This is a genomic window from Acetivibrio sp. (genome assembly GCF_035371925.1).
GTDB lineage: Bacteria > Bacillota > Clostridia > Acetivibrionales > Acetivibrionaceae > Hungateiclostridium.
On the sequence record NZ_DAORXT010000071.1, the window covers coordinates 1 to 14,580 of the forward strand.

General features: G+C 38.2%; 13 protein-coding genes and 1 riboswitch. All 13 genes read right to left on the bottom strand.

Annotated elements, in window-relative coordinates; genetic code table 11:
* A partial coding sequence (locus PLH43_RS09955) for a transposase (RefSeq protein WP_324362652.1) occupies positions 1–391 on the bottom strand: 391 nt, incomplete at its 3' end.
* Positions 392–530: 139 nt separating this feature from the next.
* On the bottom strand, positions 531–815 hold the full coding sequence (locus PLH43_RS09960; RefSeq protein ID WP_324362633.1) for a hypothetical protein: 285 nt from the start codon (positions 813–815) through the stop codon (positions 531–533).
* 72 nt (positions 816–887) lie between these two features.
* Positions 888–1,112, bottom strand: a complete 225-nt coding sequence (locus PLH43_RS09965; RefSeq protein ID WP_324362635.1) for a hypothetical protein — start codon at positions 1,110–1,112, stop codon at positions 888–890.
* 138 nt (positions 1,113–1,250) lie between these two features.
* Entirely contained in the window at positions 1,251–1,682 is a 432-nt protein-coding gene (locus tag PLH43_RS09970; protein WP_324362637.1) for a GNAT family N-acetyltransferase, read from the bottom strand.
* 451 nt (positions 1,683–2,133) lie between these two features.
* Positions 2,134–2,601: a GNAT family N-acetyltransferase gene (locus tag PLH43_RS09975; RefSeq protein WP_324362639.1), complete on the bottom strand. Its 468-nt coding sequence runs from the start codon at positions 2,599–2,601 to the stop codon at positions 2,134–2,136.
* A 926-nt stretch (positions 2,602–3,527) separates the two neighbouring features.
* Positions 3,528–5,351, bottom strand: a complete 1,824-nt coding sequence (glmS, locus tag PLH43_RS09980; protein WP_324362640.1) for a glutamine--fructose-6-phosphate transaminase (isomerizing) — start codon at positions 5,349–5,351, stop codon at positions 3,528–3,530.
* A gap of 439 nt (positions 5,352–5,790) precedes the next feature.
* A complete protein-coding gene (glmM, locus tag PLH43_RS09985) occupies positions 5,791–7,140 on the bottom strand; it encodes a phosphoglucosamine mutase (protein WP_324362654.1) in 1,350 nt (449 codons plus the stop codon).
* Between the two features lie 200 nt (positions 7,141–7,340).
* Positions 7,341–8,927 (bottom strand): FAD-dependent protein, encoded by a 1,587-nt coding sequence (locus PLH43_RS09990; RefSeq protein ID WP_324362643.1) that lies wholly within the window; start codon positions 8,925–8,927, stop codon positions 7,341–7,343.
* 16 nt (positions 8,928–8,943) lie between these two features.
* Entirely contained in the window at positions 8,944–10,152 is a 1,209-nt protein-coding gene (locus PLH43_RS09995; RefSeq protein ID WP_324362645.1) for a CdaR family protein, read from the bottom strand.
* On the bottom strand, positions 10,149–11,033 hold the full coding sequence (gene cdaA / locus PLH43_RS10000) for a diadenylate cyclase CdaA (RefSeq protein ID WP_324362646.1): 885 nt from the start codon (positions 11,031–11,033) through the stop codon (positions 10,149–10,151). The genes PLH43_RS09995 and cdaA overlap by 4 nt, the downstream gene beginning before the upstream one ends.
* A 126-nt stretch (positions 11,034–11,159) precedes the next feature.
* A complete protein-coding gene (amrS, locus tag PLH43_RS10005; protein WP_324362649.1) occupies positions 11,160–12,029 on the bottom strand; it encodes an AmmeMemoRadiSam system radical SAM enzyme in 870 nt (289 codons plus the stop codon).
* An 11-nt stretch (positions 12,030–12,040) separates the two neighbouring features.
* The gene (gene amrA / locus PLH43_RS10010) at positions 12,041–13,429 is read right to left on the bottom strand and encodes an AmmeMemoRadiSam system protein A (protein WP_324362650.1); all 1,389 of its coding nucleotides are present in this window, start codon (positions 13,427–13,429) and stop codon (positions 12,041–12,043) included.
* A gap of 695 nt (positions 13,430–14,124) precedes the next feature.
* Positions 14,125–14,216: riboswitch (cyclic di-GMP riboswitch) on the top strand.
* A 102-nt stretch (positions 14,217–14,318) separates the two neighbouring features.
* Positions 14,319–14,516 (bottom strand): serine hydrolase, encoded by a 198-nt coding sequence (locus PLH43_RS10015; protein ID WP_324362656.1) that lies wholly within the window; start codon positions 14,514–14,516, stop codon positions 14,319–14,321.
* Positions 14,517–14,580 lie beyond the last annotated feature (64 nt).

Consider the following 14,580-nt stretch of genomic DNA (forward strand, 5'->3'; position numbering starts at 1 on the left):
CCTTACTTTTATCGATACCTTCCATACCAAGTGCCTGAACTAATTCATCTACCTTTCTAGTGCTTATACCATGGACATATGCTTCCTGAACAACATTAACAAGTGCTTTTTCCCACATACGCCGGGGTTCTAGAAAACTTGGAAAGTAAGTTCCCTCACGAAGTTTAGGTATTTTTAAATCAATGGTACCAAGGCGGGTATCGTACGGTCTGATTCGAACGCCATTTCTTTGATTGTTTCTTTCTTCTGTACGTTCATACTTATCTGCACCAATTTTTGCAGTCACTTCGGCTTCCATCAACTTATTTAGGATTAATGCCATCAGCTCTCTCATGAAATCTCCATCTATTACATGTCCATAATGCTTGAAAATTTCCTCGATTTGTGGCATCATATCTCTTGCATCTTTTATAGCCACGGTATGACCTCCTCTACTTTTGTTTTGCTCTAACATAGTAGAAAACCATATCGTGGCCTTGTTTTCAAGGAACAATATCTTCCATCAATTTTAGGCCACCAATTTTACACCACTACTTAAGACTATAACCGCTATATTGCTCAGCAGTCTTTTCATCATCAAAAGGCATCTTTTTCCATATATCTAATTCATTCCTTCTACAAGTTCTTACATGATATCCATTTGGCAACTCAGCAAGAGCACAGGTATTCAATTTTTTACACATCATAAATAGGTTTTTATCGGGAATTTCTTTTTCCATGAGTAGATTAAAATAACAATTATTGCGATTCCATTTTGGGTCATCAAGTTCTGATATTTCATAGAAATCATTTTTCACAACATTATAATCTTCCATATTCATTCCCCGCATAAATAAAATAATATACATTAACTCAACTACACATCATGTTCAGAATGTATGGTTGTATTATTTCAATTCGTCAGGAATTTCGGTTACTGTATCTGCTTTATATAAAGTATAAACTGACATTATTACATCGTAATATTCTATAATCCATTCATCGGATGAAAAACCTTTTACCTCAAACACTTTATGCTTTTTGTCACCATCAACGATTCCTATTTGCTTACCTCTGAGCGAATCTTTGGGCAACGCACTGTAAAAAGTATAAAGTATACTTCCCCGTTGCAACTTTGACCCGCTGTTAAGTTCTTGGAAATTTTCATACTCTTTAGCGGTACAAGAAGAAAATAAAGTCATCAACAAAATGATAACCAACAACAAAGATAATTTCTTCGTAACCAGTCACTCCCTTTTAACTTTAATAAATTATATATTAGAAATCTCCATATATATTTCAGGATTCTTTACATTTTCAAAACCGAACTTCCTATAGAATTCATGTGCGTCTTTTGTAACAAGACACCAGCGTCGCAGATTTTGCAAATCCGGATGATTTAAAACACATTCCATGAGCCATTGACCCAAACCTTTGCCCCTGTATCCTTCATCAATAACAACATCACATAAATATGCAAATGTAGCGCAATCAGTTATAACTCTTACTAATCCTATCTGTCTTTCATTATGGAATAGTGAAAAACACAAAGAATTTTCTAATGATTTAATTATTATATCCCTTGACCGATTATTTGCCCAGTATGTCCTTGAAAGTAACATGCAGATAGAATCAATGTCTATCCTTTCAAAATCCGTAGTAATATTAAAGTCTCCCTTTTTATGATTAACTATCTGATACATTTTACTCCCACCTTCCTTTTTTCCTTACCGAGGTATCCTTAATTCACATGGAACACTCGCCTGACATAATCCGCAACATGCTGATTCTAACTGAAAGCATATCGTACAGGATACTGCAATAATCGGCTAGTGAGTCAGGAAGTAAAATAATGCACCGTGGTCCCCTTTCATGGTCTCTTGATAATTCATCGTCATTGCCAAGAACATCAGAACCCCAGCCTATTAGAGCAGCAGCATGACTGTTGGCGACTTGTGGCAGATTATCATTAATTAAAGTTCATTGTAATATGCTCTTGATAAATCTAAACCTTTCATTCTTACTTCTCCGAACTGAATTTAACCATATTATACCATGTAATATAATATAGTTTCATTATATGGTACATTTATATTTTCAATTATAATTGGAATATCTTCCAGTTTATATATCTTCGTATTATAATTTCATGTATTATCCGATATATTTTGCTAAGAATAAGCAGGGATTTTCTTCGTTCCAAAATAAAGGGAATACTTCTAATGGATAAAACCCATTCTTTCGATAAAACGCTCGTGTACGTTCATATGGTTCATATTCTGCCGAAGAATCAAGAGTTTTTACTGTAATGAACTTATATCCTCTTTCTCTGCAATAACTTTCAACAGCAGTCAACATAGCATGACCTACACCTTGCCTATGATATTCTTCTAATACACCTAAATTGTACATTTCAACTGTATATTCATTATGTACTTTCAAAGCAATAAATCCAATCACATTGCTTTCGTCAAAGGCAGCAAAGAACGGCATTTCTCTATGTAAAATGGACTTTTTTACTATATCCTCTGGTGGACTAAACCACTTTGGCAATGAATTCATAACTTTAAGTGTAATGCTTGTTTTTAAGTCCTTATCGATTATTTTCTCAACTTTAAACATATGTATTTCCTCCTATATCAAAACTATCTTTACTACACAATATTCTACAGATGTGTACCATATACCTTTATTTTACAACATACGACCTATAAAAACATCCGCTTTTCGCTCATTTCCTTTCTATTTTATATACTCTTATCCTCATACTTGTATCAAGAAATATGGTTAAACCTTTAATACACTCCAAATTCTCTTGGTTTTCTTGGTTGCACAATTCTAAATTTCCGTTTCTGTTACGTACCCTAAATCTACTCGACAACATGAAAATTTATTTTAAGAATAACTTTATTTTATTTATAGAACAACTTTATTATCACAGAGTCAACTTTATTATTTTTATAACATCTTCCTTATTCCTTATCCCTAAAAATCCACACCCCTAACTATGTATATTTAAAATAAACTCCGCTCCAAACCAACACCCCTCAACCCCTTATCCCTTCTTGCCTTGAACCCACTTCCCTATTTCTTTCCAGATAATAAAGTCCGCTCGAAAATTCCTTAATTTAATTCCATTTATTAACACTTTTTCCTTAATTCTTGTAATAATTTTTTAAATAAAGTCGGTTCCGAACAGGAATATGTTGAAAGGGAAAAGGGGTAAGGTTGCATTTTCTCATGTGCTTTTTCTAATCTTTTTATCAATCATAGTGTCAATAATTTCTCTCAATACTATAATCAATACTTTCCTCAATCCCTTTAATATCAATACATTTAGCCTTATTTCTTACTCCTTAACCCTAACAATCTTAATCCTTACACCTTATCCCTCTCTCCCTAAAAATCAAAAACCCCGCAGCAAATGAAGATTTCTCTTGCATCTGCTACGGGATTTTGGAACGAACTTTATTTTTACAGAGCGAACTTTATTTTAATGGAGTCAACTTTATTTGAATTATACATTTTATTTATAATTGCACCTTCATCTACTCAACAGTCACACTCTTTGCAAGATTTCTCGGCTTATCCACATCGCAGCCTTTCTGCAGGGCCATATAATATGCAAATAACTGCAGAGGTGTAACCGCCACTATCGGAGCAATAAGCGAATCAACATCCGGTATGGCAACAACCACATCGGCAACCTTAGAAACCTGCTTGTTGCTCTCCTTCGCTATTGCAAGAACAACCGCTCCCCTGGCCTTTACCTCCTTGATATTGCTTATCATTTTCTCTACAAGATTGTCTTGGGTCATCGGGCAAATCACCAGTGTGCCCTCTTCGATAAGGGCAATGGTACCGTGCTTCAATTCCCCTCCGGCATAGGCCTCCGAGTGAATATACGAGATTTCCTTGAGCTTCAGTGAGCCCTCCATGGACAGAGCATAATCAAGACCTCTTCCGATGAAGAAAATGCTCTTTGCATTATAATGCTGCGCCGCAAACTTCTGTATTGTGTCTTTATTCGCCAATACCTTCTCTATTTCCCGGGGAATCGCCCTAAGTCCTTCTATTATATTGCTGTAATATTCTTTGTCTATCCTGCCAAGTTTATAAGCAAAATCCAGGGCTATCAGGTACAATGCCGAAAGCTGTGTGTTGTATGCTTTTGTCGAAGCTACGGCAATTTCCGGTCCCGCCCAGGTATAAAGAACATTATCCGATTCCCTCGCAATCGAACTTCCCACAACATTCACAATGGACAGAACCTTTGCTCCCTTCTTCTTTGATTCTCTTAGAGCAAACAATGTGTCAATGGTCTCACCGGATTGACTTATTATAATTACCAAATTTCTGTCACCTACAAGGGGGTCCCTGTACCTGAACTCCGACGCAACATCCACTTCCACAGGAATCCTTGCCAGCTTTTCTATTATATATTTTCCGACAACTCCAGCATGATATGCGGTACCGCATGCGACAATGAAAATTTTGTCTATGTTCTTTAAATCTTCAGCAGTAATTTTTATGTTGTCCAGTACTATATTACCGTCCTTTATTCTCGGACTTATAGTGTCTTTTACCACTTTAGGCTCCTCACACATTTCCTTCATCATGAAATGCTCATAGCCTGATTTTTCAGCCGCAGCGACATCCCAGTTTACCTTGAATACCTTCTTTTGTACTATCAATCCGTGATTATTGTATACCGTGACTTCCTTGTCGTTTAAAAGTACAATTTCTTTATCCTCCAGAATATATACATCCCTTGTGTACTCAAGTATTGCCGGAATATCGGATGCTACAAAATTCTCACCTTTTCCAAGTCCCACCACAAGAGGGCTGTCTTTTCTGGCAGCAACAAATTTGTCGGGACAATCACTGCAAAGCACTCCTAACGCATAAGAGCCTTCTATTTCATTTATGGAGTTTATAACAGCCTGAACAATGTCGCCGTGATAATGGTAATCTATAAGCTGTGCCACAACCTCGGTATCGGTTTCCGATATAAATTCATAGCCTTCCGCTTCAAGGAATTCTTTTATCTCCATATAGTTTTCGATTATACCGTTGTGAACAACCGCAATTTTACCGGAATTGCTTATATGGGGATGGGAATTGAGGTCATTAGGCTCACCGTGGGTAGCCCAACGGGTATGGCCTATGCCAATATTCCCCACCGGCATGCCACAATTTACCTTTTCCTCCAAATTTGCAAGCCTTCCTTTGCACTTTACCACTTTAATATCATCATTGTCTAAAATTGCCACTCCGGCTGAATCATAGCCCCTATACTCAAGCTTTTTAAGGCCATTCAAAAGTATAGGCGCTGCGTTTTTACCGCCTACATAACCAACTATTCCACACACAACTACCTCTCCTTTACATTTTTGTGTCTTTCTGGATAAAACATTATAAAAGACAATAGAAGTGGCTAATATATTAGACAGGAAAATTCACCCAGATCCCTTTTGTTCTGCAGTTGCCTGCAGTTTTTGTAGGACCCTGACGGTCGTGACAACCGGAAGGTTTCCGCCGAAATTTCGATAACTCACCGATTGCAGAAATTATCGGTGACCTCCTTCTCCTCGTCCACGCGTTAAAACGCGTGCTGGCGCTTTATTTTTATATTGAATTCATTATGGCTTAAATCTTTACCCTCCTTTCATTGCCCATAATGAACAAGATTTGCCTGTCTAAAAGTTCTTTAACCCCTTATTTATACAACAGCAGGCGCATTATCAAGAATAACGCCATGCAGTGCAAGCGATTCAAGTTATCATTAATATATATTTCTTCTATATAAATTTATCCAAGTCTCTCTTCTATAACTTTTGCAAGCTCAACAGCTCTTTTTGTTATATAATCCTTGTCTTTACCCTCTATCATAACTCTGACAAGGGGTTCTGTTCCTGAAGGTCTTATAAGCACCCTTCCCTCGTCGCTAAACTCATTCTCAAGCTCTTTACACTTGCTGCATATAACTTCATCCTCAAGATATTTCTCTTTGTTTTGATTTATTACACGGGCATTGATCAACACCTGCGGCAACACCTGCATTATTGAGGCCAGCTCCGAAAGCTTCTTTCCTGAAGACTTCATAACACTAAGAAGCTGTGTTCCAGTAAGAATCCCGTCCCCTGTAGTGTTATGCTCAAGGAAAATAATATGGCCGGACTGCTCGCCGCCTAAAATATGCCCGTTCTCAAGCATATTTTCCAGAACATATCTGTCCCCTACTTTTGTCTTGACTATGTTAATACCTTCTCTTTTTGCCATTATATCAAGCCCGAGATTGCTCATAACAGTGGCAACAATTGTATTATTTGAAAGCTTCCCCTGCTTTTTTAACTCAAGACCGATTATTGCCATAATTTGGTCACCATCAACCAAGTTGCCGTTTTCATCAACCCCAAGCACCCTGTCGGCATCCCCGTCAAAGGCAAGCCCAACATCAGCTCCGCTTTCAACGACAAATTTCTGTAATTGTGCAATATGAGTGGAGCCGCAGTTTCTATTTATATTTACACCGTCGGGCTCGTTGTTGATAACACAGACATCCGCACCAAGTTCAAAAAAAGCAATCGGTGCCGCCTGATATGCCGCTCCGTTTGCACAGTCAATTGCCACTTTAAGTCCTTTTAAGTCTCCTCTAACGGTACTTTTAATAAAGTTTACATAGTCATCCAAAGATGACTCAATTTCAACTTTCTTTCCTATTTTTTCTCCGGTAGGAAGCTCGATTTTTTCCGAATTGTCAAGAATTATGGCTTCTATCCTCTCCTCCAAAGCGTCGGAAAGTTTATAGCCTTTGTTGTTAAAGAATTTTATTCCGTTAAACTCATAAGGATTGTGGGAAGCGGAAATTACTACACCGGCATCGGCATTGTAATGTCTTGTAAGATAGGCAACCGCGGGAGTGGGCACTATTCCAAGGCATACAACCTCTGCCCCTACCGAACACAATCCTGCAACTAAAGATGCTTCCAGCATATCTCCCGATATCCTTGTGTCCATGCCCACCAATATTCTTGGTGTGTGCTTTGTTTCCGCAGTAAGTACATATGCTCCAGCCTGACCCAATTTATATGCAAGGTCGGCGGTTAATTCCAAATTGGCTACTCCTCTTACTCCATCAGTACCAAATAAACGACCCAATACTTTCATCCCCCTAAATTATTAAACATGTTTGTATTGCAATTAAATGTTTCAAAACAAATATACATATAAACTCATAATAACTATATTATATTATATCGATCAAGTAAATAGCAAAAACCATTTTATGTCATCCAACACCTAAAATTTCAGGCAATACACCTATATATTAATATATTATTTATATTATTCAAATACTGCTACTCATATGAATAAGTACTTATTATTCTCTCTGCAATTCTAATGCCGTCAACCGCCGCACTCACAATCCCTCCGGCATATCCGGCACCCTCACCGGCAGGATACAAGCCCTTTATCCCAATTGCCTCAAGAGAGTCACCCCTTGGAATCCTGACAGGCGACGAAGTCCTGGTCTCAACCCCTGTAATAACAGCATCCTTCATTCCAAAGCCTTTTATTTTGGAATCAAAACAGGGTATGGCTTTCTTTATTGAATCTGTCACAAAAGATGGAAGGCACAAATGAATATCGGAAAGATTTGTTCCTCCGGTATAGCTTGGTTTGACTATTCCTAAGAAAGTTGACTTTCTTCCCTCTACAAAGTCCCCAAGCCTCTGTACCGGTGCCCAATTGCAAGAGCCGCCCGCAGCAAAAGCCAGCTTCTCCCACTTTCTTTGAAAATCAATACCGGCAAGAGGATGTCCACTTCCGAAATCTTCCGGTTCCACCGATACCACAAGGGCACTGTTGGCGTTTTCCCTGTCCCTTGCAAATTCACTCATTCCGTTTGTCACAATCATCCCCGGCTCCGATGCCGATGCCACAACAATACCTCCCGGGCACATGCAAAATGAGTACGCAGTCCTGTCCCCTATTTTTTGAAACAGCTGATAGTCTGACGCTCCAAGCTTGGGATGCCCTGCTGCTTCGCCATATTGGGCTCTGTCAATCACTTCCTGGGGATGCTCAATCCTGACCCCTATGGAAAAGGGCTTTTGTACAAATTCAACACCTTTGTCCAAAAGCATCTTGAATGTGTCTCTTGCACTATGACCTATTGCAAGGACCGCAACATCGCAAGGTATTTCTTCTTTGTCATTTACTATAATTCCGCATATTTTCCCGTTTTTAACAATTATTGATGTGACCTTCGAATTAAACCTTACTTCTCCGCCGTATTCAATTATCCTGTTGCGCATATTTGAGACTACTCTTTTTAACACATCAGAGCCTATGTGGGGCTTTGCCTTGTAGAGAATTTCTTCATGAGCCCCGGATTTATAAAATTCTTCCAAGACAATACTGCAGCGTCTGTCATTTATCCTGGTGGTAAGCTTTCCGTCTGAAAAAGTTCCGGCACCGCCTTCTCCAAACTGTACGTTAGTTTCGGGGTCAAGCTCGCCGGCCTCCCAATACCGGTTAACAATTTCCGTGCGCTTTTCAACGCTTTCTCCTCTTTCGAGAATCAAGGGCCTATAGCCGTTTTGAGCCAAAATAAGCCCTGCAAACAGACCCGCAGGTCCTGTACCTATGACCACCGGTCTGTTTTCAAGTCTTATGCTGCCGGGAACTAAAACGTTTTCACTTTCTTGTTGTAAAATCTGGATGTCTGCGCTTTCCTTTATCTTTACTTTACCTTCAATTTCAAGCATTACAGAATAGACAAAACTGATGAAAGGCTTTTTCCTTGCATCAATGGATTCTTTTACTATCCTAAAATGCTTAAAGTCTTTTTCATTTACTTTAATTTTTTTTGAAACAAGTTTTTTCAAAACTTCTATATCATCATCCAAAGAAAGCTTTAAATTTCGAACAATTAACTTCATCTGCACCTCGTAAACTCTAATTCGCTGTCTTTTTTACACTGATTTTTACATCATAGTTTTCCATGAGATTTACAGTGTCGGGTATAACCACATTAAGCGGCCTTCTATGCTCACCTTCCGAAAGCCCGTTTACATCAACACTAAGCCTGAGATTTTCAGGCGCTATTTTGCTCAGCTCTTGCCTCGTACCGGTCAGGGTTATTCTAATAACTTCATCTAAGATTTCATACTTAAGCGAATTATCCCTTGCATTATCAAATGCAATGCTTTCTTTGCCAAAAACAAATTCCCTTTCTGCCAGCTCCTCAATAACCACATCGACATAAACACTTATTGGAGTATCTACAAGCCGAACTCCCTCCGGCAGAACAAGATTTACAATTTTAGTCATACTTTCCGATATGTTGTCGATATCAATTGGTGCGGTCTTCAAATTGTCAATCTGGCTGATAATATCAGAAGGCCCCGAAATCAACGCCTTTTCCGGTACAACCCTGTGTATGCCGTCGGTGTAATTCTTTGCCGGTCTTCCCCTTACAGCCGGCACTATAGATACTTCTTTTGCAATCTCAATGCTGATATCCACGCTTATCTTTTTATCCAATTCAACTATTTTCTCGCCTTCCTTGTTGTAAACCACGCACTCCTTGTTTATAACAATGTCATTGCTGAGATTGTCCACATCAACATAAGCCCTGACCTCACCAATGGAATTTATTATTTCATCAGAAGCTTCAATTGAAACCATAGCCGGTACCGCATTGGCCCTTACCACCTGGTAGCTCTCCTTGGGCTTTCCTGTGGGAACCACCTTTACAGGAAAAAGATTTTCACCCATCTTTTCAAGCTCTATTTCCACAACCCTGGGGGTTACTCCCTGAAAAGACACGCCATCCTTATTGGTATAAACATTAATATACAAAAATTGTGTATTGACATCCTCCACCTTTGAAAGGTCAACAATTGCCTCTATGTCATTTAGACCTATGTTATTAAAAGCATTTTTTCTCCCCTTTAAACTGACGGAAACATTCCTCGGAAAGTTCTCATTCTTAATCATTATTCCCTTTTCTTTAAGAGAACTTTCATTTTCTATTTTTAGCGGAACATTCAATTCAACCCAGGTCACCGGATTGGAGCTGTCCAAAACAACAAACCAGAGAAATACAGCAAAAAATACGGATATTATCTTTAATGTCAAGTCCTTCTTTAATAGCTCGTTCATTTTGCCTTCACCTTCCATATCCCTAGTTTCTTGCTCGGATTTTCTTTATCCAAAAGATTTTTGCTTAAAGCCTTTCTCAAAGTATCCGGGGTTAAGTTCCTGGTAAGTCCGCCGTTTAAAGCAACAGATATTCTTCCCGACTCTTCCGAAACCACTACAACAATTGAATCTGAGACTTCGCTTATTCCTAATGCAGCCCTGTGCCTTGTCCCCAGCTCCTTGCTAAGATTCGAATTTTCCGTAAGGGGCAGAAAACATGCCGCCGCCTTTATTTTGTTGTCCCTGATTACAACAGCACCGTCGTGCAGAGGAGTATTCGGCGTAAAAATATTTATTAAAAGCTCGGAAGTAACGTTCGAATCCAGACCGATTCCCGAATTGATAATCTCCCCCAGCTTCGTCTCTCTTTCAATTACAATAAGTGCTCCTGTAAAGGTTCGCGACATTTCTGTCACAGCCTTTATTATTTCTTCAATAAGTGATTTTACTTTAATGGTCCTGTCCTCTTCTTCAAAGCTGAGAAGATTTCTAAACCTGCTCCTTCCCAACTGCTCCAGTCCTCTTCTAAACTCAGGCTGAAACAGTACCACAAGTATTATTGCCATATACTCTATAGTAAGCCTCAGTATAAAGGAAAGGGTCTTAAAACCGATCAACTCGCTGATTCTGGCCGCAAACACAATAACAAGAATACCTTTTATAAGCTGCCACGCCCTAGTTTCCCTTATCAGCTTAATCAATTTGTATATTACAAAAGACACTATACCTATATCTATAATTGTCTTTATCAAATCCCAAAGATTATTAATATCTAAATTTGTAGATAAATTTACTATAATATCCTTTAAATTTGATCCTATTGTTCCTAATAAAAAGTTCATCGGAAAACCTCACTCTGCATGTCAAGGTTAAAAACTTCCCATAAGAGAATTATAACTTATTTCTAAATAAATGTAAGCTTTTTTTAATTAAAAATATAATTAATAATTGATTACAAAAAAATTATTTTACCATATATTTCCAAGATAAACATACTCCAAATATTTCTGTGCCTCTTCCTGCGCCCTGTACAAAGTCTCCTTCGGCGTCGGAGGAATGCTTTGCATCTTGTAATTCGGAAAGAACCTTGAAAGATGCAAAGGTATATTCCTTGATAAGGATGAAAGCCACTTTGCAATCTCGGAAATTTCCTTCAAATCATCATTCAATGTGGGAATAACAAGGGTAGTTACTTCCACATGACATTTTTCGACTGCGATTTTAACAGTCTCCTTCACATTCTCCAGCGCTCCCCCGCATATGTCTTTGTAGAAGGAGGATGTATATGCTTTTACATCAATATTCATAGCATCAATATAGGGAAGCAGCATCAAAAGAGCTTCCTTGCCGATAAAACCGTTGGTCACCAAAACATTGGAAAGCCCTTCTTTCTTGGCAAGTACCGAAGTGTCATACACAAACTCATACCATACGGAAGGTTCATTATATGTATATGCAATCCCTATATTACCTTGAGGCATAAGCTCTTTTGCCTTATTGACAATATACTCAGAAGTTACATCATAAAGCTCGGGCTCATCATGGGCAATCTCCCAATTTTGGCAAAAAGAACATTTAAGATTGCAGCCAAAAGTACCTATTGACAGTATCCTAGAGCCGCTCTTAAACCTGTACAAGGGCTTCTTTTCTATAGGATCCAATGCAATGGAAGAAATTTTTCCGTAATTTAAAGAATACAAATTTCCGTCGATATTTTTCCGCGCCCTGCACACTCCCAAGCTTCCGGGCTTTATTGTGCAATTATGGGGACAAAGATGGCAATGTACTTTCAAATCCTCACTTTTATTGTAAAACATCGCCGGCTTTGCTGCTTCCATACCATCACTCCTCATTTATGCCTTATTACCTCAAAGCGTTCCATTGTATATTTCTCGTTTGGACTTATACCCGCCTTTTGAAGTGCAATTGACACCTGTTGCTCGGGAGTGTCAACATTCTCAAGGTTTGGAAGCAGAAGCCCCGTCCTTCTTCCGGCTCTAACAATCACCCCATACTTTACCGCATCCAGCTTGTCCATGGAATCGACAGCTTCAGGCTCCATCAATACGTCCACAGAGTATTCAAGCTCATCCAATTCATAGGGCTTCACAGGATAAAATCTCGGATCGGAAGTACCCGCGCTTATTGCATTATGAATTATTTCCTTTGCTATATTTTCCCTTGTGGGCGCAATAGTACCTATACACCCTCTCAATTCACCCTTCTTCTTTATGGAAACGAAAGTTCCCGCCTTATCCTTTATCATTTCGCCGGGAAGACCGTCATAATCGTCCAGAACCCTTCCTTCCTTTACATAAGCCTCCAAAGCTCTTCTGGCAAGGGAAACGTACGGATCAACACTCTTGCCTCTTCCCTTTATCCTTCTTTCAATTATCCTGCGAGAGGAATCTTCCCTACCGACTCCAATTCTTGCCACCATATATCCCACACCAAAAGGACCTTCATAAGAATAGACCTTCGGAGATACACTATATCCATCCAAAGCCCCCAGCATTATTACAAAGGATCTTAATCCACACTCCGCAGCTTCATCCCGAAGTTTGTCATCTATATCAAGAATTGCGTCAATATCGTCTTTTTCGATACTCTTAACAAAAAGCTCATCAAATTCCCCGGCGTGTTTGTTATATCCATAGGGCCCGTCACTAGTGAGCCGGTGCGCCAAATCTCCGCTTGCAACAAACACTACATCCTCATCGGAATTTCTTATAGCTTCACCTATACACATACCGAACCTGTAATGCTCTTCCAACGTAAGAGTGGACATGGCAATATGAACAAGCTTAAAATCCGAATATACCCGGCTTATATAATAAAGAGGCACCATTGCCCCATGGTCCAGTTCTCCGGATATGCCGTACTTTTTGCCTATACCTTCGTCAATTCCTCCTGCATCAAAACCTTCCTTCTTTGCAAACTCAACAATTGATTCTGCCATTTTTAAATTATTCTCAAAACCTAAGTTTACCTGACGAGCTCCAAACCTTCCAAAGTCTCCCTTTAGTGTTTTAAAGTCATTGATAAAAATATAGTCTTCAAACAAGGGAGCGTGGGAGGTTGTAAGAATAATAGTTGAAGGCTTCTCTTTTCTTATTTCTTCAGCTGCTTTTTCACAAGCCCTTAAAGTATTAGCGGCACCCTTCTCATCGCCCTTGCCAATCTCAGGCACAATCAAAGGAGGATGAGGAAAAATATAAGAACTTATTATTTTTCCCATAAAATGCAATCACTACCTTCCTAAAAAAATAGATGCAGTCATAACACCTACTGAAGTTAGAAAAAAGGTCAAAACCATAATAAATGCAATCACTCTGATAGTAGATTTTTTCATACTTTTTCACATCCTGTTCTATATAGTGTTTATTTATAACAAACATTTATTCAATTTCCCGTGCTATAATTTTATAATATTTTCGCCTACAGTTAAATACCTTAATTTATTACAAAATTCATAATACATTATCAGGCAAGAAAAATTTTTGTCACATAATTTACAATTCCAGGATAAAACTGAGTTAATTTTTTTTAAAACTTTAGGAGGAATTTAATTTGATTTGTAGAATAAAAATTTATATAAATCAAGTTATAAAACTCATCATTAATAAAACTAAGAAATAAAAAAAATAAAATAACATTTCACTTCTCATAAAAACACTAGTATGGAACGATTCTCCCCTGTTGCATAGTAGTGTTTTTCTTTTTTATTTTCCTTAAAACAACCTTGTTTCGAAATATGTCGAAAAATTGCGAAATTTGAGATTAATTTAATAAACGCGGCAACATTTACCTCAAAGCCGCTTATTTTTTAAAATATCAAATTGTACATTGTACATTGTTTGATTTCTCCGATATAATAAAATAGTACATTATACTCCCCTTTATATTTGGTATAAGGAGATATAAATAGAGACTTATGAAACAGGGCAAAATTACCGAAAGGTAATGACGCAAAGCCAAGGGTCTAAAGTGCCGTAAGCCGGTGCAATGACAGCCTGGCTGCCATTAAAAGTTCTGTTTATACTCTTCCAAATTAATATAAAGAGGAAATAGGTCCTAAATATTTCCTTATACCATTTTGTTTTATAAGTATAATGTTTTCAAGTCTTTTAATGATTATCTTTTTCCGTTTTTCCTTCAACATAATCGTGAATTATTTTCGAAATATTGGCTATTGCTTTATTGGCTGATTGCTCGTTTTTTACATTCTTCGTCATAACAACAACAATATAAGGTTTCTCGGCATAAACGATTCCCACATCATGCACAACCCCAACATAGTTTCCGGTCTTGTGGGCAACTTTTATGTTCTTTGGAAGCGGTAAGTTGTAAAATTAATTGCCCAAACATGATAAAAAAGAAGTGACTCAA

Excerpts from the sequence above, each read along its gene's own strand:
- PLH43_RS09995 (WP_324362645.1), bottom strand. The coding sequence starts at position 10,152 with ATGAACGAGCTATTAAAGAAGGACTTGACATTAAAGATAATATCCGTA.
- PLH43_RS09975 (WP_324362639.1), bottom strand. The coding sequence starts at position 2,601 with ATGTTTAAAGTTGAGAAAATAATCGATAAGGACTTAAAAACAAGCATT.
- cdaA (WP_324362646.1), bottom strand. The coding sequence starts at position 11,033 with ATGAACTTTTTATTAGGAACAATAGGATCAAATTTAAAGGATATTATA.
- PLH43_RS09960 (WP_324362633.1), bottom strand. The coding sequence starts at position 815 with ATGGAAGATTATAATGTTGTGAAAAATGATTTCTATGAAATATCAGAA.
- amrS (WP_324362649.1), bottom strand. The coding sequence starts at position 12,029 with ATGGAAGCAGCAAAGCCGGCGATGTTTTACAATAAAAGTGAGGATTTG.
- PLH43_RS09970 (WP_324362637.1), bottom strand. The coding sequence starts at position 1,682 with ATGTATCAGATAGTTAATCATAAAAAGGGAGACTTTAATATTACTACG.
- PLH43_RS09990 (WP_324362643.1), bottom strand. The coding sequence starts at position 8,927 with ATGAAGTTAATTGTTCGAAATTTAAAGCTTTCTTTGGATGATGATATA.
- amrA (WP_324362650.1), bottom strand. The coding sequence starts at position 13,429 with ATGGGAAAAATAATAAGTTCTTATATTTTTCCTCATCCTCCTTTGATT.